This is a genomic window from Methylobacter sp. Wu1, from assembly GCF_036553575.1.
Classification (GTDB): Bacteria; Pseudomonadota; Gammaproteobacteria; order Methylococcales; family Methylomonadaceae; genus Methylobacter.
Window position 1 is genome coordinate 1 of record NZ_JAZHOC010000072.1, and the last position, 25,234, is coordinate 25,234.

General features: G+C 55.1%; 21 protein-coding genes. 16 read left to right on the forward strand and 5 right to left on the reverse strand.

The window, feature by feature from the left end; genetic code table 11:
- Positions 1-322: 322 nt before the first annotated feature.
- The 9 genes from V2P20_RS15590 (at position 323) to V2P20_RS15630 (ending at position 8,659) form a co-directional block, all read left to right on the forward strand.
- Positions 323-712 (forward strand): tautomerase family protein, encoded by a 390-nt coding sequence (locus tag V2P20_RS15590; protein WP_331819900.1) that lies wholly within the window; start codon positions 323-325, stop codon positions 710-712.
- A 394-nt stretch (positions 713-1,106) separates the two neighbouring features.
- A complete protein-coding gene (locus tag V2P20_RS15595; RefSeq protein ID WP_331819902.1) occupies positions 1,107-1,805 on the forward strand; it encodes a hypothetical protein in 699 nt (232 codons plus the stop codon).
- 149 nt (positions 1,806-1,954) lie between these two features.
- The gene (locus V2P20_RS15600) at positions 1,955-2,419 is read left to right on the forward strand and encodes an SRPBCC domain-containing protein (RefSeq protein WP_331819904.1); all 465 of its coding nucleotides are present in this window, start codon (positions 1,955-1,957) and stop codon (positions 2,417-2,419) included.
- 129 nt (positions 2,420-2,548) lie between these two features.
- Positions 2,549-2,890, forward strand: coding sequence for a cupin domain-containing protein (locus V2P20_RS15605; RefSeq protein ID WP_331819906.1), 342 nt, complete (start codon positions 2,549-2,551; stop codon positions 2,888-2,890).
- 45 nt (positions 2,891-2,935) lie between these two features.
- A complete protein-coding gene (locus V2P20_RS15610; RefSeq protein ID WP_331819908.1) occupies positions 2,936-3,421 on the forward strand; it encodes a protein tyrosine phosphatase family protein in 486 nt (161 codons plus the stop codon).
- Positions 3,422-3,898: 477 nt separating this feature from the next.
- Positions 3,899-5,575: a hypothetical protein gene (locus tag V2P20_RS15615; protein ID WP_331819910.1), complete on the forward strand. Its 1,677-nt coding sequence runs from the start codon at positions 3,899-3,901 to the stop codon at positions 5,573-5,575.
- 309 nt (positions 5,576-5,884) lie between these two features.
- Positions 5,885-6,229, forward strand: a complete 345-nt coding sequence (smbP, locus tag V2P20_RS15620) for a small metal-binding protein SmbP (RefSeq protein ID WP_331819912.1) — start codon at positions 5,885-5,887, stop codon at positions 6,227-6,229.
- 344 nt (positions 6,230-6,573) lie between these two features.
- Positions 6,574-7,731 carry a pentapeptide repeat-containing protein gene (locus V2P20_RS15625; RefSeq protein WP_331819914.1) on the forward strand — a complete coding sequence of 386 codons (1,158 nt, stop codon included), beginning with the start codon at positions 6,574-6,576 and terminating at the stop codon, positions 7,729-7,731.
- Between the two features lie 100 nt (positions 7,732-7,831).
- Positions 7,832-8,659 (forward strand): hypothetical protein, encoded by an 828-nt coding sequence (locus V2P20_RS15630; protein ID WP_331819916.1) that lies wholly within the window; start codon positions 7,832-7,834, stop codon positions 8,657-8,659.
- 204 nt (positions 8,660-8,863) lie between these two features.
- On the opposite strand, the gene V2P20_RS15635 is transcribed toward V2P20_RS15630, so the two are convergent.
- Positions 8,864-9,652 (reverse strand): isoprenylcysteine carboxylmethyltransferase family protein, encoded by a 789-nt coding sequence (locus tag V2P20_RS15635; protein ID WP_331819918.1) that lies wholly within the window; start codon positions 9,650-9,652, stop codon positions 8,864-8,866.
- Between the two features lie 393 nt (positions 9,653-10,045).
- Between V2P20_RS15635 and cmoA the strand changes: the two genes are divergently transcribed.
- Positions 10,046-10,774: a carboxy-S-adenosyl-L-methionine synthase CmoA gene (cmoA, locus tag V2P20_RS15640; protein ID WP_331819920.1), complete on the forward strand. Its 729-nt coding sequence runs from the start codon at positions 10,046-10,048 to the stop codon at positions 10,772-10,774.
- A gap of 138 nt (positions 10,775-10,912) precedes the next feature.
- On the opposite strand, the gene V2P20_RS15645 is transcribed toward cmoA, so the two are convergent.
- Both V2P20_RS15645 and V2P20_RS15650 read right to left on the reverse strand, forming a co-directional pair.
- On the reverse strand, positions 10,913-13,975 hold the full coding sequence (locus V2P20_RS15645; RefSeq protein WP_331819922.1) for a TonB-dependent receptor: 3,063 nt from the start codon (positions 13,973-13,975) through the stop codon (positions 10,913-10,915).
- Positions 13,976-14,449: 474 nt separating this feature from the next.
- Entirely contained in the window at positions 14,450-15,715 is a 1,266-nt protein-coding gene (locus V2P20_RS15650) for a hypothetical protein (RefSeq protein WP_331819924.1), read from the reverse strand.
- A gap of 842 nt (positions 15,716-16,557) precedes the next feature.
- On the opposite strand from V2P20_RS15650, the gene V2P20_RS15655 reads away from it, so the two are divergent.
- On the forward strand, positions 16,558-18,012 hold the full coding sequence (locus V2P20_RS15655) for a PQQ-dependent sugar dehydrogenase (RefSeq protein WP_331819953.1): 1,455 nt from the start codon (positions 16,558-16,560) through the stop codon (positions 18,010-18,012).
- A gap of 83 nt (positions 18,013-18,095) precedes the next feature.
- Here the strand turns inward: V2P20_RS15655 and V2P20_RS15660 are convergent, their stop codons facing one another.
- Together V2P20_RS15660 and V2P20_RS15665 are read right to left on the reverse strand one after the other, a co-directional pair.
- Positions 18,096-19,397, reverse strand: coding sequence for an outer membrane protein transport protein (locus V2P20_RS15660; protein ID WP_331819926.1), 1,302 nt, complete (start codon positions 19,395-19,397; stop codon positions 18,096-18,098).
- Positions 19,398-19,560: 163 nt separating this feature from the next.
- Entirely contained in the window at positions 19,561-20,661 is a 1,101-nt protein-coding gene (locus V2P20_RS15665) for a sigma-54 dependent transcriptional regulator (RefSeq protein ID WP_331819928.1), read from the reverse strand.
- A 960-nt stretch (positions 20,662-21,621) separates the two neighbouring features.
- On the opposite strand from V2P20_RS15665, the gene V2P20_RS15670 reads away from it, so the two are divergent.
- The 5 genes from V2P20_RS15670 (at position 21,622) to V2P20_RS15690 (ending at position 25,196) form a co-directional block, all read left to right on the forward strand.
- Positions 21,622-22,326: an energy transducer TonB gene (locus V2P20_RS15670; protein ID WP_331819930.1), complete on the forward strand. Its 705-nt coding sequence runs from the start codon at positions 21,622-21,624 to the stop codon at positions 22,324-22,326.
- Between the two features lie 169 nt (positions 22,327-22,495).
- Positions 22,496-23,266 carry a MotA/TolQ/ExbB proton channel family protein gene (locus tag V2P20_RS15675; RefSeq protein ID WP_331819955.1) on the forward strand — a complete coding sequence of 257 codons (771 nt, stop codon included), beginning with the start codon at positions 22,496-22,498 and terminating at the stop codon, positions 23,264-23,266.
- Positions 23,266-23,676 carry a biopolymer transporter ExbD gene (locus tag V2P20_RS15680; RefSeq protein ID WP_331819931.1) on the forward strand — a complete coding sequence of 137 codons (411 nt, stop codon included), beginning with the start codon at positions 23,266-23,268 and terminating at the stop codon, positions 23,674-23,676. Before V2P20_RS15675 ends, V2P20_RS15680 begins: the two co-directional genes overlap by 1 nt.
- 142 nt (positions 23,677-23,818) lie before the next feature.
- Positions 23,819-24,187 carry a hypothetical protein gene (locus V2P20_RS15685; protein WP_331819933.1) on the forward strand — a complete coding sequence of 123 codons (369 nt, stop codon included), beginning with the start codon at positions 23,819-23,821 and terminating at the stop codon, positions 24,185-24,187.
- Between the two features lie 43 nt (positions 24,188-24,230).
- Positions 24,231-25,196: an SMP-30/gluconolactonase/LRE family protein gene (locus tag V2P20_RS15690; RefSeq protein WP_331819935.1), complete on the forward strand. Its 966-nt coding sequence runs from the start codon at positions 24,231-24,233 to the stop codon at positions 25,194-25,196.
- The last annotated feature ends 38 nt before the right edge of the window (positions 25,197-25,234 follow it).

The window sequence follows — 25,234 nt, forward strand, 5'->3', positions numbered from 1 at the left end:
AAACTGAGTTTACTATTCCTTCCATGAGCTGATTTCTGGGGTTGTTCGATGTCAGAAACCGTATTATCCCAGAGTTTGCTCATGGTTCTTCTCCATTAAAACTGTCCGAAGTATTGATAATCAGAATTAGTGTTAAAGTCAGGCTATAAAAACCGGCTTCCGGCATGGTCCTGAAAAAGCGCGGCCATGCCGACCTAGCCGCGCAAGGTCTCGACGCTGCGGTGCCGCAAGGGGTGTGTTGCGTTAGTGGGAGGAGCCGCAGTTTAGGTGAACTACGTGGCCAGAATACCGTTCAGAAAAAACTACATTAAAAGGAAATTCAATGGCTCAAGTAAAAATTTACGGCATTCGGGAAAAGCTGGCGCCGGTGCGCGAGCGTTTGTCGGAAACCATTCACCAATGTGTCATGGAAGCCTTGCAGTTTCCTGCCGACAAACGCGCGCATCGTTTTTTCATGATGGAGAAGGAGGATATGCTTTATCCGTCAGGGCGTACCGATGCTTACACCATTATCGAAATCGCAATGATCGAAGGCCGCAGCATTGAAGCAAAGAAGAAGCTCATCCGTCTGCTTTTCGATAAAATCAGGGATGAAGTCGGCATCGCGCATCAGGATATCGAGGTGTGCATTCAGGAAAGCCCCGCGCACAACTGGGGCTTCAGGGGTATGCACGGCGATGAAGTCAAACTCAATTATAAGATCGATGTATGAATCTATCCAGGCGTTGGTGTTTCAACGAACATCGGGCATTTTGAAAACGCCGTACGTGATTCCAGGACCACACGCCCTGTTATTAATGGCGGAAACGAATACTCGCCGCCACGGCAGTAGAAAACTGATTGAGTTCAAGACCAGCATTGAAAAAATTGCATTAGGTAGTATTACGTATTATGCTTCGCTTCGTGCTTGGCGCATCAGTATTTATGTTAGTCAGGCACTAAAGAGGCTGCAGTCTGGATTGGAAGGATGGACTCGGCGCATCAGCGGCAGAGAAACCCATTGCAGAACTCCAGTCCGCCTACGGGCCGGCTTTATTTTATCTGATCGCCTATTCCGGCGGAATAGGCGAATCTGTTCCTTACACTAGATCACAGGATGTCATTGTATGAATAAGTTCAAAAAACGGTTGTGGATAATGGCTTGCGGTTCATTACTTGCAAGCATCGGCATCAGCCAATCTGTTCATGCCGCTAATAATATTCAGCACTTTAAACAAAAAGGGTCGGGTGCGTCGGCTCAATGGGATCAATCTGACGACTGCTCTTACTCCAGTACCTCCGTATATGTCTCGGAGACCGAAACATCAGGCGCCTCCGGCGACTCGGCGCCATTCGTCAGCGTATGGGTAAATACCTACAACTCTTGTAATGGAACCTCACACAGCATCTCCGGTTATTCATACGCTGATATCCAGTTCAACAAGAACCCGGGATTCAAGCCCAGCACACTGGTTGCGACCATCCCCGCCTCAGTGTGCACCTATGACTATAATACGGATTCATGGTGGGGATCGTATACATGTGAGGAAAACCATACCATCGATGTCGATCTTACCTGGACGCCCACTGAGCATCCAACACACTCCAGCAGCCATTACAACTATAGTTCACCCACTTATAAGTTCTCATCCCACAGTGTAGGGTCTACAGCGGCCGCTACAGTTTCGGGAACCGTCAAACAGGACGGCTCCCTCGACTTGATTACCGGCAGCTTGGCATATGGACAGGTGTATTCTGACCATTCCGGAAGTATATATATGGGCGAGTACCCTATCTTTGTGGCGGAACCGGTAGTTGCCTACTGACAATAAGGTCGGAATAAGCTTGAACCAGCCGCACTGATGTTAAACGGGGAGCGCCTGAGAAATTCGGGCGCTTCCCTTATCAACTCATCTTAAAAAGTTTTATTTTCTTCATAAGGCTTGAGCCGAACTGAGGTTAATTAAGGAAACCCATGAGCAGTTATCAGCTACAAACTGAAATTGAGATTGATGCAACCCCCGACCAGGTCTGGGCAATTCTTACAGATTTCACAGCCTATCCGGAGTGGAATCCTTTTATCAAATACATTCATGGGCTTCCGCAGCATGGCGCCCGGCTTGAAGTGCGCATTCAGCCAAGCGGCGCCGGAGGCATGACTTTCCGGCCGTCCGTTCTGATGACCGATGCCGGCCGGGAACTTTGCTGGCTTGGCCGCTTCCTGCTGCCCGGCTTGTTCGACGGCGAGCACCGCTTTGTGATCGAGCCTCTTGCCAGCGGAAAGGTGCGGTTCCGGCAAAGCGAGCAGTTCAGCGGCGTGCTCGTGCCGGTATTCAGAGGCAGTCTCGAGCGGGATACGAAGCGAGGTTTTGAAGAGATGAATCAGGCGTTGAAAGCGCGCGCCGAAGCAAGCCATGCGCTTGATAATGGAGAGCTATAGAGATGTGCTGAACGCAGTGAAGCGCATCAATCGCAAACGATATAGCTCGCGCCCTGACGCATCCTGTGGACCGGATTTCCGCAAAGCGCCAACCCAGCCAATCAATCTGAGTTTTTAGGATAAACCTTTATGAAACCCATTGATCGCACTTGTGCCGAACATTACGTCTGGGGCGATGCATGTGACGGATGGCATCTGGTAAAGCGCGATGGCATGTCAGTCATCGCCGAGCGTGTGCCAGCCGGCGCAAGAGAAGTTCGTCATTTTCATGCAATTGCGCGGCAGTTTTTTTTCATCCTGAGCGGTTGCGCCGTTCTCGAGATCAATGGCGAGCGATTCTCCTTGATGGAAGGCCAGGGCATGGAAGTCGCCCCCGGCATTTCGCATCAGTTCTTGAATGAATCGTCCGAGGATGTTCACTTTCTGGTCATCTCGCATCCGAGCACCAGAGGCGACCGTGTCAATGCCTGATTTTGCGCCGCCTTCAATTTCAAAAGACTATGGCAAGGAAATACTATGAAAGACACAACCGCCAAAATTGCCGGCATTGACAATTTCCGCGCTGTCGACGCTACGCTCGCGACATCAGGCCAGCCCACGGAAGATCAGCTGCGGGCTGCGGCGGCCGAAGGCTATGAAGTCGTCATCAATCTCGCGCTTCACAACCATCCTCGCTATTCGCTGCCGGATGAGGCGGGTCTGGTGGAAAGCCTGGGCATGACATACGTCCATATTCCGGTCCAGTTCGACGCTCCCGGCGAGAATGAGCTGCTGGCTTTCTTTGAAGCCATGGACGCGCACAAAGACAGAAACCGCCATATTCATTGTTCCCTCAATAAACGGGCGACCGTATTCCTGGGATTGTACAACATGATCAGGCTGGGCCAGGCTGAAGCTGACGCGTTCGAGACCATGAGGTCGGTCTGGGAACCCGACGAGGTCTGGGCCGCGTTTATAGCGGACATGCAGGCCAGGCATGTTGCTCACTCTCCGGCCCGCTGACCGGCATCAGCCCGGCCAGATTAAAAAATCTGTAATTCTCGCCGTAAATCCATAACGCCACATCGAAGCTCCGACGATGCTCCACCATTGATTACAACGGAAAATTAATTTTTCGTGTGATGGCGTACATAAATTTCATTCTTCTTGCTGTAGGGTAATTTTTTATCAGCAGGACTTACGCAGTTTGCCTATTTGGCCGCCGAAACAAGCGGTCCTAGAACCTGTGGGGGCGACTTCGCTTAAAGTGCCTACTGTTGGTAGTCGCCCATTCAAATCAAAGGCGACTAAAGTCGCCCCCACAGGCTTGCGTAAGTCTTGATCAGGAAGACGTGCCATAGTCTGTTTGGTTTCCTCTGCGCCGGGCCGTTATATCAAACGTCGGCCCAGACGCGACTTTTTACAGCCGAGAGAGAAGTTATGCCATTTATCCGCTGCTTACATAGAACGCTACTTTTATTGGCAGTTTTCGCTGTTGCCATGTTTTCTATCAGCGCCTATGCGCATCAGGAACAATCCGGAGCCGGTCTTACAGAGAAAGCCCGGCTCGGCGAGATTCGTTTCCCGACTTCTGCCCGGTCGGAAAAGGCGCAAGCCCATTTTCTGCGGGGAGTCACTGCGCTGCATTCCTTTTCGTATGAGCTGGCGCTCGACGCGTTTCGCAAAGCCACGGCAATCGAGCCGGATTTCATGATGGGCTATTGGGGCGAGGCGATGGCGTACAATCAGCCGCTCTGGGGAAAGCAGGACGCTGACGCTGCGCGTAAGGCGCTCGCAAATATCAAGGACATCCCAACGCTGACTCCAAGGGAGCGGGCTTATCTGCATGCAGTAAAGCTATTGTATGACGAAGGCGACAAGGCCTACGCCGCCGCTATGGAAAGGCTCTACCGGGAATACCCGGACGACCTGGAGGCCGCAGCCTTTTATGCGCTGGCCCTGCTGGGGAGCGTCCGCTCAGACGATCCTGCCGGTCTGCGAACCCGGATCAGGGCAGGCGCCGTCGCGTTAGAGGTGGCCCGAAAAGAACCCGATCATCCCGGCGCAACGCACTATATCCTTCATGCGTTCGATGACCCGGATCACGCCATTCTGGCTCTGCCGGCCGCGCGGCGCTACGCCGAAATCGCGCCCGAAGCGCCTCATGCGCTGCACATGCCGTCTCACATTTTCCTGCAGCTGGGGATGTGGCCGGAAGCCGCTTCGACGCAGGAAGCGTTATGGGAACAGCAGAAAAACAGCCCCGTCAGCGAGCGCGACTACCATAACCTTTACTGGCTGCATTATGTTTATTTACAGCAGGGCCGTTACCGCGAGGCGGAGGCATTGCTGACGCTGATGCAAAAAAGCCTCCCGGAATTTCCTGAAGATGACAGCGATTCCCTGGGCTACGTAATCTTTCTCAATTCCGGCATGGCCGCCGCCTTCGTGATTGAAACCGGACGCTGGGAGGCGGCAGCCAGGCTGGTTGATCCTTTACAGAGGGGCTTTGGGCATTTCGTTGCGGCTGTCGAGGACAATCCCGGCCCGTACCAGGGCCTGGCCAGGTACGTCGAAGCGCTATGGATCTACACGCGCGGCATGGCGGCCGCAAAAATGAATTCGCCGGATGCCCGCAAGCATATTGAAGCGCTGCAAGCCATGGGGCAGCGGGCCGATAAAGAGGATCTGCCCGGCATCGGATTGCCTCTGACGAAAGTATCGGAAATTCAAAGGCTGGAGATTGCTGCTGTGGCAAGCGCATCGAAGGACAGACTGGATGAGGCTATCAAGCGTATGGACAAAGCGGCGGCCATCGAGGATTCGGGGCCGCCTCCCTCGGGACCGCCTGCGTTGATCAAGCCCGCGCACGAATTGCTCGGCGAAATGCTCTTGCAGGCGGACCGTCCGGCGGAAGCTGAAAAGCAGTTTGGGGCGGCGCTTTTTCGGCACACAAGCCGGGCGCGCTCGTTACTGGGTGCTGCGCGGGCCGCCGCCCGGCAGGGAAAATGCGAAAACGCCATGAATACCTATGCCGAGTTCCTGCATCAATGGCAACGGTCCGATAAAGGCCTGCCGGAGATACAAGAGGCGCAGGACTATTTAAAGCAAGCCAGAGCGAAGGGATGTGCTGAACGCATTGACACGCACCGGCCAGGAGCGATGGGTTTCCTTTGACAGTCTATCCTGTCTGCTTTTCATCCTATGGTATTCATACGTATTGCGTATTTAATTCAATATAGTAATTTTGAGTTTCCACAGAGCAATAGTTTGGGAATCTTTGACGTGGCAGAGCGGGCATTTACATCTTCGCGTCAACCCTGAACAATCAGCCAACGGCCGAGACGGTGTGAAAACTCACTGATGAATCTCGTCCTTTTTCCAGGTTGTTCTGGCAATATGAGATCGTGTCTTTCCGTCAATTATTTTCGTTTTGATACCGCCTGGCGGTTTATTTAAATACTGAAAGCTGAAGGAGATACTTCTATGAAATTGAAACACGCTACCGTTTTAATGGGTGCTCTCGCGCTTGGCCTCAGCGCCCAATCCAATGCCGCCGAGCATCATACGGCCCAGGCGCTGGAACACTCCGGCATGGCGACGGCCCATGGACAGGATGGCCACGCCGACCAGCTGCTCAAGCATGCGGAAGAAGGCTTGAAACATGCTGAAGCTGCGGAAAAAGAGCATGCTGAATCTCATAAACATATGACAGAAGCCATCGATCATTTAAAACAAGCCATAGATCATGCCAAGAAAAACCATGCCGATGTAGCGACCAAGCATGCCGAAGAAGCGATGGTGCATATGCGCAAATCGATTCCTCAATAAGTCTCTAATGGTGAAGCCGGTTATCGGGCGTTCATGATAGCCGGTTTCGTTCTCCGTGATTTTGCCGTAAGCGGGCCGGCCGCCTGATTGTTATGCCGTCTAAAAACGGCCTTGTTTTCAATTCCGGTAACCGGGGTGGGAGCGATGCCTGCATCGCGACTGGCCGGGCGGTTTTGAATCCCGATGCAGGCATCGCTCCCACAGGATCAGTCAATAATTTTTAAGGCTTCTTTAAGGAATTTTTCCCATATACGCTCAGACCGACAATCTGTAAGATTTTTATTACTCTAGTTCTTGCGCTTAGCGGGAACCGTAATAACAGACAGGATCAGTCGAGACAGCTCATGAAAATCCAGAGGTCGTTTTTTCTTTTAACCGTATTGACGGGCATGGCTGCCATCGGTGCGGGGATGGGATATGGCGGCAAGGACAGCGCCAAGCCTTTCGTTGCCCCGGCCATAAACTTCAAAGAGCCATCGGCGGCGCCAACGCTCGCCGTGAAGCCTCAGCCTTCAAGCGATGAATCAATCGAAATACCTGAATTTGTACCTTGGGATATCGCTGTCGCCGAACCGGTCCGGCCCAGTGCCGGACAGTTGCCCGGCACGTTTCGCGGCGACTGGGGCGAAACGCTCGTTTACGCCCGCAATGACCGGGTTAATTATGAAGATGCCGCCTATATAAGCCTGGCGAATGACAATCAAAACCAGCCGCCATCCACGAGCCCGGCATTTTGGCGCAGGGTGAAAAAATTCAAGACGCCCGATCCGGAAGCCTGCCTGTCTCCGGTCCAGGGCGCCGATCTGGCTAAATGCGACTTTACCGAAGAAGTTAGCTTAAAAGATCGGAATCTGAACGGCGCGGTCTTGAGCAAGGCGCGGCTGGGCGGCGAGCTGGGCAGCGCCGATCTGACCGGCGCCAATCTGAGCGGCGCCGTCGTGAGCGGTTCGCTGGTGATCGGTCCCGATACCCGGCTCGATCATGCCAATCTGTCGAAACTGCAATCCGACGGCAACAATCCGCTGATTGCCGAATCGGCCAATCTGAGCAACACCAATTTCTCCGAAGCCAACCTCTATGGCGCCAAAATGGCGGGCGCGAACCTGACGGGAGCCGATTTGACCGGCGTCACCCTGACCGGCGCGGAGCTTTCTGAAACCCGTCTCGAAGGCGTCGGCCTGAGCAAGGCCAATTTGACCTTCGCCAACTTGTCGGCCGGCGTACTGGCCGATGCCGCATTGAACGAAGCCGATCTGACCGATGCGGACCTGACGGAGGCCGATTTCTCCCGGGCCAATCTGCAACAGGCGAATCTGGCCGGCACCGAACTGGCAGGAACCGATCTTTCGGGCGCCGATCTGCGCGGCGCCAACCTGACGGCGGCCAAAAATACCAACAGCGCCATCATCGATAGCGAAACGGATTTCACTGACGCCATCTGCCCCGATGGCGTCAGTGTAGACGGAATGCAGGTTACGACCTGCGTCGGGCACGGCTTTTAAGGCCATTGTCCGAGTTTCAAGGAAGAAATTTTGATGTCTGTCCCCAGGCATTGAGGGTCGGGGACAGACGGTTATTTTTATAACATAGTTAGGAAAATTCATGAAAGAAACATCACTTCTTAGCGCCATGCTCGGCGTTCTGGCTATCACCTCCACCTCGGCAATGGCAACAGGATTTGTGGCCTTGCCATCAACGGGCTTTACGGTATCCGGCGGCACCTCAGCCTATACGCTCTGCAATACCACAGGTGATTTCGGCTCGCAGGAATCCACGCCTCCGACATTCTCTCCCAATGGCGGCGCCAACAACACCTGCGCGGTATCCAGCAGCAACCCGCCTTTGACCGGCTACACCAAAGTGGCGGAGGCTACGCGCAACCTCACTACCAGCGGCATCACCGTCGGTACGCTGACCGACCAGGTCTGGCGGGATTCAGCCGGTACAAGCTGCGTTTATGCCGCCAAAATCCGCATGAACAACGTCGATTCCGACCCCAACACCGCCGGCACACAGTATTTTGAAGTCAACGACGTTCAGCGCGCCGGCTTCAGAAACCGGGGGCCGGTTTCCATCGCCTACAATTTCGTGACCCGCGGCGCCGGACAGTCCGACGAAGTGCTGTTCCGGGCCGGGCTGACCAATATTGCGGTGGTACATGCACCGGGCGACGACGACCAGCCGCTGACTTCAGTAGCACCGATCAGCACCAACTGGGTAGATTTTACCTCGGACGTGAACTACAACGATCCGGACGGCTCCTCCATGCGCGATTCCTCATGGTTTTACGTCAAGAGCGGTTGCACATCGGCTACTCCGGCGGCGCTCAACGGCGCTATGAAAATCCGCGAAATGGGCCAGGAAGGCCAGGCGGAGCGTACAATTACGGTTAACGTTTATGCGCCGGCAGGGGCTGACACCGGAAACTAATGAGGCGGTTATTAGCCGTTTCAACCCAACCTGATGGCTGGATAAGACAATAAACTGTCAGTCTGGAACAACGGTTGGGGCCTGGCGCTCCTTGCGGCCGGCTGGCAGCCGGGGTAACGCCAGGGATAGTGGTCGAAAGGGCGGGTATGATGGGATATTTCGATTCTCCGCATCCCGCCCTTCCTTTTCGCCCTTGCGCAGGGCTTATCCCAGATCACTGTGCTCATCATGAAGATTTGATGCCAGATATCCCTTTTTTCTCAGGTAATTGACTGAAACGGACAAGGCCACGGCCAGCAAAACGAGCGCAGCCAGAACTGCGAAGACTAAGCGGCTCTCGTCGAATCCGTAGAGATAATAGGTCTTCCACGCGACCAATGCGCTGCCGATCAGCAGTGCCTCGACGATCGTTCCTGTCTCCTTGTCGAGCGCTTTGCGCCAGTTATAATGGTCGAACTCCTGCAAGGTTTTACCTAGGCCGCGCAGATTGGGCCAGAAGCGATTGACGGTTTTCGTGTAATGGTCAAACTCCTGGCCAAACTTTTTCCTGAGAAAATCCTCTTCCGCCGAGATGACGGCGAGATAGACAAATCCGAAGGACAGGAAGATCAGCAGGCTAAGCAGAGGCGAGCCGTAGAGCAGGCTCAATCCCATCGTTATCAGGAAATTCCCTACATACATCGGATTGCGCGTGTGCGAGTATAAGCCTTTCACAACCAGCCTGGTGGCATATACTTGCCGGTTTTTTCCGCCGCGATGAATGTAGGCAAGGCCGATGGTCGCCAGGCGCAATGTCTCACCGGCCAGAGCGGTCATGAGCCCGATAATCACTAGCATCTGGTCGAGCGCGCGGCTTCCGAGGAGCAGGGACGGTTTAATCATGATGATCAGTGCAATCGCGATTCCGGGCAACAGCAGTTTGCGCGCGTGATACAAGACATTGCCCGTGGAGACCAGGAAACGGTTAAGCGGGCTGATGGTGATCGACTGCATAGTAATAAGTTCCTAAAAGATCGGGGAAAAATGTCTCTCATGCTTTAAGGCTGCGAAAATCGCCAGTACGGCCTGGGCGTTTGGCGGCTGCAACTTCTGGCCGAGGTGCTGCACTTCAGTCAACCCGTTTGGGTTCAACAAGGTTTTTCGGGCCGCCGCCGCGCTCGCGGCAATGCTGGAAAAATTTAGGCATTTAGACATTCTGACAGGTGCGCGGCAGTCCAGCGCCTGCAGCGCTTGGGGTAATCATGTCAGTTGTGTAATTATTGTATCCTCTAGTGTTTGCTGTAAAGTAGAATTATCGCCCTATGCTAAGATATAAGCCTGGAGGATCGGCAAGATTCTCACGGTCAACCAATCAGCTTTTCCAGAGCGATTAATTTTTGGATTCTCATGTGCAAAGATCAAGTTTTTAAGGAACAAATTCAAAAGACGGCGGATTTTAAATTCGGCACTGCGGTTGCCAATGTATTTGACGACATGGTGAATCGTTCAGTGCCTTTTTATGGCGAAATCCAGCGCATGATGGCGGAACTGGCTGCCGATTACGCCGCTGCGGGTACGGATGTCTACGACCTGGGCTGCGCTACCGGGACCACTCTAATCGGCATGAACACTTCTATACCCGAGGATATTCGTTTTATCGGCATCGATGATTCCCCCGAAATGCTGAATAAATGCCAAAGCAAACTGGAAGAAGCCGGATTTAAACGCCCTTTTGAATTACGCGTTGCGGACTTGAATCAACAGGTCGAAATCTCCAATGCCTCAGTAGCGGTTCTGTGCCTGACGCTCCAGTTTATCCGTCCCATCAAGCGGGAAAAATTGCTGCAATCCGTTTTTGACGGTTTAAACAGCGGCGGCGCGCTGATCCTGGTGGAAAAAATATTGGCTGAAAACAGTCGCTTCAACAGAGACTTCATCGAGTACTACTACAACTACAAGCGACGCAATCATTACAGCGAGATGGAAATTTCGCAAAAACGCGAAGCCCTGGAAAATATTCTCATCCCTTATAAGCTCAGCGAAAATATCGACCTGCTGCGCAATACAGGATTTTCAAATTGCGAAGTGTTTTTCAAGTGGTATAACTTTGCCGGACTTATTGCGGTGAAACAGTAACAGGGCCAGATTGTCGGGCAGCGCTCCCGCAAGCTTGCGTAAGTCCTGCTGGTTTGTTCCATCCGACACCCTTCACGGCACGGCAGCACCATGACATTAATCAACCGGTGCCGCCGGCCGTCAACTCTTGGCGGCTGTTCAGTATCTTACTTCCAGTCCCACCCAATAGGCTCTCGGCGCGCCGGGGCCGATGAACGTGCTGTTCAGCCAGTCCCTGGAATTGTAGTTCCAGCCGCTGGGGCCTATGGCGCCTCTTTCGGACGGCGAGAAAGGATTGATCCCCAGCCGCCCGGCCGTGGCGTAGTCGCGATCGAACAGGTTGTTGATCATGCCGAAAAACGACACGCCCTTGGCGACTTCATAACGGGTTTTCAGGTTGAAGATGGCATAGCCGGCAATGCTGCCCGAGTCCTTGTACTGGCGCCCTTGGGTCAATACCTGCCGGGTTTTGTTGCTGTTAAAAGCATAATGATATTCGTAGTCGCCTTGCGTATGCTCGTTATTTTCGTTGCCGCGCACGAATGACGACGAATGCGCAATCATGGTGAGGCCCAGCATCCATTTCGGAGTGAGAGGGACGTTCAGATTGGCGCTGATGTTATGCAGCGGTATGCCCGGCATGCGGTCGCCCGGGTTGATCTCGATCATGTCCTGCCCGGCCACCAGCGGCCGGCCGGTCGAATCGTAGGGAATCTGTCTGGCTTCGTTCGGTGATAGTACGGCAGCGCTGCTGTTGTGCGGGCTCACCATGAACAGGTGCGACTGGAACGTCGCATCGGTATAACCGTAATTGACCTGAAAGTCGACGATGCCGACTTTGCCGGAAAAGCCGAACTCGATGCCCTGCCGCCGGGTGTCGCCGATGGTGTCGAAGAAGCTGCGGTCGGCGGTAATGCCGACCAGATAGATGTCGTCCTTGAGATCGGTCCGGTATAGGCCGGCGTTCCAGTCCCAATCGCCGAACAGCTTGCCGCGCATGCCGAATTCATAGGAACTGGCGAAAATCTGCGGCAGATACGGGTCTCCGGACAAACTGGTCGGCAGCGTGCAGGAGCCGCCGATGGTCGCCAGGCTTTTCGGCACCATCTGCGTATTGTTCGGATCGCCGGGATTTTGCCGGACCAGGGAGCCGTCATAGGCGCAGCCCAGCTCTACGCTGGAGGGCACGCGGGTGCCCCGGCTCCAGTTGAAGAACAGGTTCAGGTGTTTCAGGTCTTCGTAAGCCACATCCTGGTTCTTGAACGGCAGGTAACTGATGCCGGCTGAGGGATTGAACGAAGTGTAATCGAAGGCATCCGAGGTCGGCGTGTCTCTGTGTTTGCCCAGGCCGAAATAAGGGTCCTGGGCCAGGTAAACCGTCTGCAGAAAGTCCCTGTCGGAATAGTTGGGTTCAGCCGGACAGGAGGACGGATCGGCGCCATTGCAGAGAATAGAGTTCGGCCGGTAGGCATTGCGGTCCTGATAGGCACCCAGGCTTGCGGCGCCGGCGCGGGTGCGGGCCTGCATGCGGTTTTTCACGCGCGTATAGTTGTAGCGGCCGGAAACGCTCAGATGCAGATTGTCGGAAGGCGAAAAGGTTTCGCTGAAATAACCGCTGAAGGTCGTGGATTTGCCGGCAAACGCGTTGTTGCGGATATCTTCGCGCGAGGCGGTAAAAATGGGATCGATATGGGCGGGATCGCTGTATACCCGGTGCGAGGCATCGATCAGGCCCAGGCGCTGGCTGGTGTCAAAATCGGTGCGCGCGTAATCGACGGAGCCGCCCAGCATGAATTTATGCAGATCGTTGTTCCAGTTGAGCTGCACAGACCCGCCGTCGGTCAGTTGCCCGATCGATGTCTTGCTGAGCACGCCGATCGGCGTGCCGTCGATGTAGCCGGCCGGGGAATCTTCCGGGGCCGTCGATATCGGCGGGGTGTTGTCGCCGGCCGCGCCGTTGCGCGGCCCGGCGATTGATTTATATCGGAGCTTGGTGCAGGGCTCTTCCATCGGCGGCGCGGGCATCAGGTAATTGTCGTCTCCAAAGGCTAAATTTTCCTGATTCAGGCTGCCCGGATCAATGAGGAAGTCGCCATCCCGGTCCAGGCCATAGTCCTGGATGCCGTCTCCATTCGCATCCGGGTAGCGGCAGACAGGGTCGCCGGTTGGGTTGTCCTGCGGCGCCATGGGCTTGCTCTGGTCGCTGATCTCTATTTCCGAGAAATCCTCGTAAATGTCGCCGGCGACGGCCTCGCGGCGGCTGTCGCGGCGGTAGATCTGGCCGGTCAGGCTCCATTCGTCGTTAAAAAAGAATTCGCCGCCCAGCGTGTACTGCTGCAGTTCGTTTTTAGTGCTGTCCGGCGACGTGAACACGGCCTCCGGATTCTGCCGGTAAAGATCGGTCGGGATCAGGCCGTTGCCCAGCAGTGTATTGCCGACCAGCAGACTGCTGAAGCGGAGCGCGTAGTCGTCGCCGCGCAGATCGAAACGGGCAAAGCCCTGGATGACCTGGGAGGGCGAGTTGACGCGCCAGCCTTCTTCATCGAAGCCGGTGAAAGCGATGAAACTGCCCAGCGTGCCGTTGTTCCAGCCGGCGGACAGTTCGCCTTTCTTGCGGTCCCACGAGCCGCCCTGAAAGCTCAGATTGGCTCCGGGATCGTCGAAGCCGTTCTTCGTGCGCAGCGACAGGGCGCCGCCCAGCGTATTCAGGCCGAACAGCGGATTGGAGCCGGGAAAAACGTCCATGCTTGCGAGAGCGTTCATCGGGATCAGGTCCCAGTTCACGACATCGCCGAACGGCTCGTTGACGCGCACGCCGTCGAAAAACACCGACAGGCCCTGCGGCGTGCCGATCTGCGGCGAGGCGGAAAAGCCGCGGTAGGTGATATCCATCTGGAAGGGATTGCCCTGATAGTCGTTGACGTTGACCGACTGCAGGCGGCTGTTCATCAGATCGCCGAGGCTGGTTGCCATGGATTCCCGGATGTCCTCGCTGGTCACGGACTGTATGTTGCCGGGAATCTGTTCCCTGTCGAGCTGCAGGCCTTCCAGGGGGCCGAGCTTGGCGGTCGGCTTGCCGTTGATGGTGATGGTATCCAGTTCGATGGCATCGGCATCCTCCGCCAGACACGGGGCCGTATTTGCCGACAAGGTGGCCGTGAGCAGGAGTAAACGGGATTTTTTGCCCAGCCTGAATAAACCGGGTGCGGGTTTCAAAGACATAACGACTGACTGTAAATGGGAATAGCCTGGTTGGGTTGGCACCGATAAACAAGCCGGCCATTTTATTAGGCGGGTAAGGACATGAATATGGGAAAAATTCCCTTATTCGGTCGCAATACAAATACAGGAAAAATTCCTTGTCGCTTAGGCCTGTAAAGCCATATTGCGGAAGCTGTGGGCCAGGATGGCAGGTTAACCAGCCAATGAGCGGCGCCAATAAAAAAGCCGCTTGCACAGCGGCTTTTTGTTATTTAGCGCTCTCCGGATCGTTTGAGCGCATGATTCAAACGATCCGGATTTTCAGACAACAATTAAAGGCTGCAACAGTGCAGCGGCCGAATTTTCCGGTTAGAGGCAGGCTGTTTCCCTGCTATTTTCAGCTCGCGGACGTTGGCGCGGCAGATAGTCCTGCCTGGAACGCGGGCGCCATTGCAGTGTGTCCATGACATGCCAGCTGTACCACGCATCGCCTTTTTATTGTTGTACGGCCACGGAGCATGCCACCCCGCCAAAACATTGGACATCATTAAGCGATCTAATCTTGCCTTCGTAAAAACCCACATCATGCGTTGTGTCCATTGAGGCGGGCGTCCATTTCTGACCCCAGGAATAACTTGAACGCTGCCCGGGATTTATTAAAATCGGATGACAGCCAGCCAATTCAACCACCTGATCATAGGTCATGCCTACCTCGACCTTGGCTAACTGGGCATCCTCAGGGGTGCAAGTGGAAATAGGAGCATTAGGATAAAGATCCTCGGAAGCGGTATTAGGATCAGGATATGGCTGCCCGGCATCTGCTAATACCTGGTTGCAAAACATGCCTTTCACTGTTTCGCCATCGTCTTGTGTATAAGTGGCCTCAACAAAGGCGGTGCAGTTTTGACTATTGTAAACCTCACGCGGCGTAGTATCCTGAGGCGGCGTAGTGTCCTGAGGCGGAGTTGTATCCTGAGGTGGCGTAGTGTCCTGCGGCGGCGTAGTATCCTGCGGCGGAGTTGTATCCTGAGGTGGCGTAGTGTCCTGGGGTGGAGTTGTATCCTGAGGTGGAGTCGTAGGGTCTTGCGCGGCTTCAGAGGAAAGAACGCTAAGCAATGTCAGATCCGAATTCAATCCCAATCTGACATTCACGTACTCGACCTTACCGTTAACCATCACTTCCGGAATGGTTACAGTGCCGGTAGCGGGGTCATAAACGGCGAAAGTCTCGGCAACGGCAGGCTTTTTAAAATCAATAAGATTGAATGTTCCGTCCGGGTTTAACTTCAATTTGACATCGACAAACTCGACTTTACCGTTAATCAGCACCTTGGAAATTGCCGCCGTGCCGGTAGCGGGATCATAAGTGGTGTTTGCCGCAGGGGAAGCAGATGCTTCAGCAGGAGCCTGAGGAAATTCGGCAGAAATAACGCGAAGTGTTTCTGCGGAACTGAATCCTAACCTGACATTAACATACTCGACCTTACCGTTAACTATCACTTCCGGAATGGTTACAGTGCCGGTAGCGGGATCATAAGTGGTGAAAGCCTCGGGAACGGAAGGCTGGTCAAAACCCAAAAGATTAAATGTCCCGTCCGGGTTTAACTTCAACTTGGCATTGGCATAGGCAACTTTACCGTTGACCAGCACCTCCGGAATAGTGGCCGTGCCGGCTACGGAATCGTAAGCGGTGTTTGCCGCGTGACCAAGCGTTGCCAGGAACAGGGCGTTTAAAAATACCGCCAGCTTTTTTATTCTCATTCTTTTCATTCTTATAATCCTGTTGATCAGTTATGCGGCTTTGAAATTTGCGCACGATTGCGTCAAGCGCATAACTAATGACTGTCAGTGGAAATAGCTCTGTTGGGTGTCGTCGATAAACGGACGGGGCATTTTATTGGGCGGGTAAAGTCATGAATATGGGAAAAATTCCCTTATCCAGTGACAGACATGAAAACGGGAAAAATTCCTTGCCTGCTTCGCTTGAATCCGTGTTCCCTTGTGCTATGGCCCAGGAGAACGATGCCTAACTTGACTGTCTGGAACTGGTTGCGAGTCTTTTCGAGATGGAAGAATTGAAAAATGAATAAGGCTGGCATAAGGGTTTTTTAGGGCTATAGAAAACGTGCCAAATCTAACGGCGTACTTCTTTCAACAAGCTATCCCATGGCGTTTTTCAGGGTAATAACCGATGTTACGGCGGCTTCATGCCGTTAGTCTCTGGCCGCTATGAAAAGTCAGTTTTGAGCGAAAAAATGACCCGAGCCCGACTGTCGAAAGCTGGCGACATAAGTATTCGCACATATCCCAAGACGCTAACTTAACGCTTAACCTATCCCATTGTTGATATTTAGATCTCTGTACTCCGCCGCGCTATGTAACGGCATCAGATCAATTATCGCTACGCACAATCCGAACGTCGCCGTTCTCGGCGACGCTGAGCCGGCCGAGCGACAGGCTGTGCCGGCATCGGGAGGCACGGACGCAGACTGCAAGGAGGTTCTATGGTGACTTTTTCGGTTCAATGCATGCGCCATGCAGGGTTGGGCACCGTTGCTCTTCTCGGGGCACTGCTAACACCGCTGCCTGCGTCCGGCGCTGTGATGCTGGCGCAGGTTGCCTCTGGCACAGGCAACCCCACCGATATCCAGAACGCGCGTGATGGCTCCGGCCGGCTATTCTTCGTCCAGCAGACCGGCCAGATCATGGTATGGAAGAACGATGTCGAGACAGAGTTCCTGAATATTTCAAGCCTGGTTTTGGCCGGCGGCGAGCAAGGTTTGTTGGGCCTTGCGTTCCATCCGGACTATCGCAACAACGGCTTCTTTTACGTGAACTATACGCGCAGGCCGGACGGCGCGACAGTGGTGGCGCGCTATTCGCGCAGTGCGGACGACCCCGATGTCGCCGAACCGCGGAGTGCGGCGGTATTGTTAACGATCGCGCAACCCTACGCCAATCACAATGGCGGCGCAGTGCGCTTCGGCCCCGACGGTTATCTCTATATCGGGATGGGCGATGGCGGCTCGGGTAATGATCCGCAAAATCATGCCCAGAATCTCACCAGCCTGCTGGGCAAAATACTGCGCATCGACGTGAATACCACGGCCGGCCCGCTTCCCTACGGCATTCCGCCCGACAATCCGCTGGTCAGGTCGCCGCAGCCCGGCGTACGCGCCGAGATTTGGGCGTATGGACTGCGCAACCCTTGGCGGTTCAGCTTTGATAGAGCAACGGGCGATTTGTTCATCGGCGACGTGGGGCAGAGCTCGCGCGAAGAGATTGATTTCGTCCGCGCCGGCACCGCCGGCGGAATGAACTTCGGCTGGCGGGTGATGGAGGGCACACAATGTACGAATCTTCCCGGCGATCCGCCCTGCAACGATCCCCGTTTCACTTTCACCCCGCCTATTGTCGATTACGATCATGGTCAGGGTTGTTCCGTAACCGGCGGTTATCTGTACCGAGGCCGTGCGGTGCCCGAGTTGATAAGCGCGAGCTCGTCCGAAGAGGGCCAACTGTTCAAAGGCGTCTATGTTTTTGGAGACTTATGCAGCGGCACGATCTGGCGTATCAGCGCAACGGCAGCCGGGGGCGTCTCGAAGTCAGTGTTGCTCGACTCGGGCCTGTCTATCACCACTTTCGGCGAAGATGAAAACGGTGAAATCTATGTTGCCGATGCGGCTGCCTCGAAGATATACAGACTCGCCAGCACGGTGTCGGGCGATACGGTCAAGCCTGCGATCGCTATCACAAGTTTTCCTGACGCGCTGACTTTCCTTCAGCGTGGCGTCGCCTCTCAGGTGATATCGATTCGGGCATCGGATAACGTCGGGCTAGCGAAGGTTGATCTTTTCGTTAACGGCAGTCTTTTCCTGACTTCAACGTCCGGCCAGATCGATCAAGTTGTCGACACCAGCACGGTTCCGGCTGGCGTCTACGAGCTGCGTGCGGTGGCGACCGATACCGCAGGCAATGCCAGCCAGGCGATCAAAGGCGTCGTCATCCTTGAGACGTCCTCTGCAAATGTTTCGATCATCAACGGATTGTGCAATTGATTTCCTTGAGGATTATGAAGTGTCAGTCAAGCGGCGCTTTTATATTGCGCCGCTGTCTTTGAACAATGAATGGAGAGGCCGGATCAGAACCGATGCGACCAGGCCAGTTGGAGTGAGAATTGATGCATTTCCAGATCGATGTTCTGCTTGGGGCTCAACGCATTGGTGCCGCTGACGGTGTTGCTGGGCGAATACATGAAAGCGAAGCTCAGTTCGTCCTTCTTGCCTAAGGCACGGCTGAAGCCGCTCGTCACATGCCAGTTCTGGACGCCCGGCGCCAGAATGTTGAACAGCATTTCCGAATCGGGAATCGGCTGCTGGCCGTAGCTGACGCCTGCGCGCCAGGTCCAAAGCTCGTTTTGCTTCCATTGCGCGCCGAGCTTGAAGATGGTGATGTCATCCCAGCCGAAGCCCGCGCCGTTGTTATCGCCCAGTCGAGCGACCAATAGATTCGGCAGCATGGGATTGCCTACAGCAGCGACCTCGCTGTAGCGGATATGCTCCACGTCAAAGGCCGTGGTGATCTGGTCAGTGACATCCCAGGCTATCCCGAAGTTGAAACTTTCGGGTATGTCGAAGCTGCCCTGTCCTGCAAACAATCCCGCATAATCCTCGAGCTGCGTCATGAAGATGCGGCTTTTGTAGGAAACACCCAAACGCAGCCCCGGCAGCGCTTCGGCCAGCGCGCCGACACGTACGCCGCCGCCAAAAGAGTAATCGTAGCCCTGGTTGGACAGATGGTTCGGGTCGCTGGAAAAAGGCCCAAACGCGTTCAAGCCTCTGGCTTTGAAGCGCTGGATCGCGAAAATCGGCGCAATGCCGATCGAGAAGCGCCCATCCGCAAAAGAGTGCGCATAGCTGGGCACGATGAATCCCTGCGCCAGATCGACACCGGCGGTGCCGGCGCAATAGGTACCGGCGCCGGCGCTGCCGGGCGGACATAGGGGATTGGCTGTTGCGACATAATCGGTGTTCATGCCGCCGTTGCCGTAGAGCGCCAAGCCAACGGTCTGCTGGTTGTCGAGCTGGCGGCTCCAGCCGATGGTGGGAACGACGAAGTATTCGCTGTCGCTCTTTACGACACCGGAATTCAGCGGGAAGGAACCGGGCGTCATGGAAGGCTCTCCCGTTACCGTGTATTTGCGGCGCGGGCTGAAAATTTCCACTTCCGTATCCAGGCGATCGCCGACAAAGGCCATGCCGGCCGGATTCACGGCCACTGCGATGGCGTCCTGAGGCAGGGCCGTGGAAGCCCCGGCCATAGCCTTGCTGCGTACGCCATAGCCGTGGGAGAAATAGCCGTTTGTCGCTTCCGATACACTCGGCAAGCCTATCAGAGCGGCTATGGCTATGCCCGGCAGATAGTATTTTTCTAATGAATTCATTAATGCCCCCCGTATTTTTGTGCTGAATTCCTTTTTTAATTTTTGCCTGGACCGATGAACAGTGCAGTGGAGACAATTGTATAAAAGCTTGCATTTTCAATAAAACGATCAAATTAGATTGAATTATTCAATAAACAGATATAAAAAATGATTGCGCAATTGCTCAAGATGTTAAAAACCCGTACCGTTTAAGCCGGTGGCGCAGGATATTGCGGCTGATGCCAAGCAGACGCGCCGTCTGCACCTGATTGTTCTCGCAATAGGCATAGGCCGTGCGGATGATGGTTTCTTCCAGCGTATCGAACAGATTGGCCGTCGGCTGCTCGTACAAGTCGGCCAATACCGTTTCCAGAGGCTTGATCGGGGAAGACAGGGGCGCACGCGCGGGCGCGCTAAGCGGACTGATGACGCTGGCGTTTAAATTCAGGTCTGCGGCCGCGACCCTGCCATTCCGGCAGATCAGCAGTGCATGGTGAATGATGTTTTCCAGTTCGCGGATATTGCCGGGCCAGGCATAATCGAGCAGCGCGCGTTCCGCATCGTCGCCCAACATGACAGAAGACAAGCCCATCCGTTTGCCGTAGCGTTCCAGAAAATGCCTCACCAGGGGCAGAATGTCGCCCGGCCGTTCGCGCAGCGGCAATAAATTCAGCGCCGCGACATTGAGCCGGTAATACAAATCCTCGCGGAAGCGCCCGGCTTGCACGGCCGCGCTCAAATCGATATTGGTCGCGGCAATCAGGCGCACATCGATAGGAGTGGCCTGGCGCGCGCCCAGGCGCACCACCTCGCGTTCCTGAAGGACGCGCAATATCTTGACCTGCGCCGAGAGCGGCAGATCGCCGATTTCATCGAGAAACAGCGTGCCGCCGTTAGCGGCTTCGAACCAGCCGCTGCGGGCATTCAGTGCGCCGGTGAAGGCGCCTTTCTCATGGCCGAACAATTCGCTTTCCACCAGCGATTCCGAAAAAGCGCCGCAGTTCACCGCCACAAACGGCCCGTTTTTGCGATTGCTGAGCGCATGCACCTGGCGAGCCGCCAGTTCCTTGCCGGTGCCGGTTTCGCCTATGATCAGCACAGTCGCCTCGCTAGGCGCGATACGCTGAATATAATCGAACAAATGCCGCGATGCCGGATCGGCAAAAACCAGCGCCGTTGCCCTGATAGACAAGGCATGCGAGCTAGGATCAGGCAGCGTGATCAGCGGTCCGTCCTGAAGCTCGGGCGAGGCATTGTAAAAGTCGGAATCTCTGTATTTGGCCATAGTTGTTATTCGGATTGTGGCTGGACCTTAATGGGTGTTGCGAATTACTTTAACAGCTAATGTATATGAATTTAAATGATCATTTTTCATAACATTATCTGCTATTGGCATATATAAGAAGCTATCCAGGCTATTTCATGAAACGACGAGTTACGACAGGCACCTTTTCCCGGTTGCCGCGCCGAGCATCGCAGCTTTCGGCGAGAATAGCCCGCAGGGGCGCTGCATGGATGCCGCGCGTTGCCAGAGGGCCAAGGATGGCCCTTCTGGCAACCCTCGGCGAAAGCGAGAAGCGCAGGACAAATCGGCAGGATAGCCGATTTGCATGCTTTGCACCCGAAGGGCGAGGCACATGGATGTGCCGAGTGAGCCAAGCGGCAACCGGGCGGCCTTTTCTTTGGTTACTTTCTTTTCGACTGCATGGATGCAGGAGTTAGAGCAACGCAGGAGCAGTTGCCGAGGCCGCGCAAAAGAAAGTAACTCGCCCTCGGGTGCGATGAACCCGATTAACACACCCGTCGCGCTAGCGACACTTTAGCGCTGTTGCTGAGACAGCAGGCCATAAACAGCTTGTTGCTGAGAGTGCAGCCAGGCGCATGGCCGCGGCTGCGGCCAGCAAATCGGCCGCGAAGATTAAAGTCATTGAATTCATTGGTATTGTTAGGTATCAAGCTCAGGTTGTGCCAGACATGGCACGGATTGTGATTAGGCTGTCTTGAAGTCGATTGAGACCAGTCTGCTTAAGGTTGTGGCCTCGTTTGCAATTATTACTAATGAATTGACACCGGTCGGTGTCGTTCAAGGAACTGAGTGAACAGTATGAACCGCCCTGTAAAGAACTTTCAGCAAGTTGAACCAGGAATTACATCTCCCAATAATTTGGCGCGCATTTTCTCCTTTAAAACCGCTGCCAATGAATTCGATGCGTCATTCTTGCCCTCTGCAGGCACAGCCGCGGTCTTGGACGACTTCAGATTTGAACCCGATAAAGGTGATCGGAAGCTTATCGATTATCTGGCGCTAGGCATATTGTCGATTTTTATTCATGCCGCGCTGGTTGACCATTTCGAACGGGCAGATTTTGAGCCGGAAGAAATTGTCCAGCCCAAGGTCCCGCCCAAAGTGCAAATTACCCTGGTTAAACCGCAGCCGAAACCGGTCATCCAGCCACCCCCGCCTCCTCCTCCACCCAAGGCCAAGCCGAAACCGGTGCAGAAAAAAGCCGTTCCGCTCAAGCCGCAAAAACCGAAGGTCAAGCCAAAACCGGTCGAGGATATCGTTGAGCCGCCGCCAACGCCTCAGCCGACCTCGGCTGCCGAATCCAATGCGCCGGTCAGTCCGGCTCCCGTAGCGGCCCCGCCCGCGCCGCCCGTCGAGGAGAAAGTAACGCAGCCGCATGCGGGCGCCGATTACCTGAATAACCCGGCCCCGGAATACCCCGAGATTGCCATGGAGCGAGGCTGGGAGGGACGCGTGCTGATGAAGGTGCACGTCCAGCCTGACGGCAAGCCGGACGAGATCACCGTCATCCAGTCCAGCGGCAAGAAGGTGCTGGACGATGCCGCCGTCAGCACGGTCAAGAAATGGTCTTTTGTTCCTGCAAAGCGCGGCGATACGCCGATTGCAGGCTGGGTAACCGTTCCTATCACGTTTAATTTAAGTTGAGGATTTATCAATGACACAAACCACATCTCCAGTTTCGCAAACACCGCCGGGCGCCGGCATTGCCAATCCTGCGGCGTCAGGCATCGCGCCCGGAATCGCCGACGCGCCCGCGGGCGCTGCTCATGCCGCATCCGCGGCTACGGAACAGGTTGCTTCCGCTGCAAGCAGTATTGCTCCGGCCGGTTCGGACATCACCTCGGCCGTCATCGTCGACGGCACGCTCTGGGTATTAATCGGATTTTCGGCGGCGACCTGGGCCTTGATCCTGATCAAAGGCATACAGCACCTGCGGATTGCCCATCACAACCGCGTCTTCAGCAAACAGTTCTGGGGCGCGCAGGATTTTCAGGCCGCCGCCGCGCTGGGCACTTATGCAGGGCCGGCAGGGCGGGTCGCCCAGGCCGGTTTCGCAACGCTGATAGAAGCCGATGGCGGCACGACGACGCACGATCTGGAACATACGGGCGATCGTCAGGAACTGCTTGACCGCCGCCTGCGCCAGCAGATGCAGAAAGAACGCGGCGCGCTGGAAAGCGGGCTCGCGATCCTGGCGACCGTCGGCAGCATTTCCCCGTTCGTCGGTCTGTTCGGCACGGTCTGGGGCATCATGGGTGCGCTGACCAGCATCAGCAAAAGCGGTTCGGCCAGCCTGGACGTGGTGGCCGGCCCTATCGGCGAAGCGCTGATCGCGACGGCCGTCGGTATCGCCGTCGCCGTGCCCGCGGTCATCGCCTACAACTTCTTTATCCGCAGAAACAAAGTGATCTGGGCGTTTCTTGACGATTTCGCCATCGATTTCGTGCATCTCGCCCTGAAAACTTCGTTCATCATCAAACGCCCTGCAGCCCGGCCTGCGGCGTCCCGCCTTGCTGATGCGGCCGGCAACAGAAAGCACATCCTCAATGACGAAGAACTGCCAGCGAAGGGGGCGCACGCCTGATGGCCTTTAATACGAGAGAAGACGGCGGCGATGACGTCATGGGTGAAATCAACGTCACGCCCTTGGTCGACGTGATGCTGGTATTGCTGGTGGTGTTCATCGTGACCGCGCCTTTGCTGACCAACGCCATCCATGTCAATTTGCCGGAAACGGCCGAAACGGCGCCGCCCGAGGAAAAAGAGGCCGTCTATGTCAGCGTGGATGCGCAGGGGAAAGTGTTCATCGACAAGACCGAGATTCCGCTGGAATCCTTCGAAAACGAACTGAAAACCCGCAAGGCCGCCGACCCTGAAATAGCGCTCAACCTGAACGCGGACGATGCCGTGCAATACGGCATCGTAGCCAAGGTGATGTCATCGATAGAACGTGCCGGCATTGCCAAGCTGTCGGTTCTGACTATCGCCAAATAACCAATAAATCATTGCGTGGGAAGTGATTTGACCGGCCTGCCCAGGGCCGGTTCAGGGATGCTTTGTCCCGAACACACGGGATGCTCGTCAACCGACGGGCTATTCCAAAAGTTTTGAGAATAATTATTAATGAGTAGTGACAATGAATTTTGACAGTAATCGGCAACAGACGGAGGGCAGTGACGAGCTGGCGTTGTTGAACGAAGAGCTGATGTGGCTGATAGCGTACGATAATCTTGATGAGACCATTTCGACTGAAGATGCTCAAGCTTCATCAGACCCAACAAGAAAAACCACAGGCATCAACAATAAACCTATACTGCTGAGCTGTGCGGCAATCATTATTGCCGGCGCTTCATTATTCACGCCTGATCATGCTTTCGCCGACGATCAGGTTCTCGCCAGCATCAATGCCCGCCAGACCGGTATCGCGCTGCGCGGCCCGGGCAAGAACAGCCATCCGGGTCTGGCCGCTGCACTTCAGAGCCAAATTTCAAAATCCGAATCATGAAGTTGAACGTACAGAATACACATCCGCTACAAGGAGATCACTAATGATAGACAAATCTTCAGCCCCCAAATTGTTGGCAATTGCCGGCGCCTTCGCGTTTGCCGGTTTAGCTCAGGCCGATGATCCCGTCACGCCGCCTATCCCGGGCGTGGCGGCCGGCGGCGTCGTCATCGATCTGGTCAAGGACGGCTTCAACGGCACGGAAGGGCCTATCGGCCTGGCGGACGGCAGCCTGTTGTTTACCGAAACCAATGCCAACCGCATCGTGCGCATCGCGCCCGACAATACCGTTTCAACGTTCCTGGAAAACTCGAACGGCGCCAATGGCCTTGCCTTAAACGCCAATGGAGAACTCGTCGCCGTGCAGGTCGTCAACACCCGTGTAGGTGTGATTCATCCTCAGGGGCAGGAGAAAACCATCGCCGAGAATTTCGAAGGGCAGGCTTTTCAGCGTCCCAATGATCTCGTGCTGGCCCGGAACGGCGGCATTTACTTTACCGACAGCGGCACGCGCCCGACCAAGGAAAACCCTAACCCGCCTGTTTCAAAACCGGGGCTGTTCTACATCACGCCGGCCGGTTCGCTGACGCGCCTGGCCAACGATATCGAACGTCCGAACGGCGTTCAGCTCAGCCCTGACGAAAAAGTGCTGTATGTGGCTAATACCCAGGGCGAGCATATTCTCGCCTATGACATCGCCGCCGACGGCTCGATCCAGAACAAGCGCAACTTCGCCAAGCTGGAAGGCTGGAAAAATACCGAAAACGGCTGGTCCAGCGGCGCGGACGGGCTGGCGGTCGATGCCGAGGGCAGGCTGTATGCCGCCTCCAATGCCGGCATCGAAGTGTTCAGCAGCAAGGGCGAAGCGCTGGGCGTCATCCCTGTGCCTAAAAAGCCGCAGAATCTGGCTTTTGCCGGCAAGGACAAGAAAACGCTTTATGTGGTAGGGCGCGGCGCCGCCTACAGAATTCCTCTGCTGGCAGCAGGCTACGGCGGCAGGGCGAAGTAAGGCGTTTATGAATTCGGTTTCAGGGTTTGCGGTGGAGG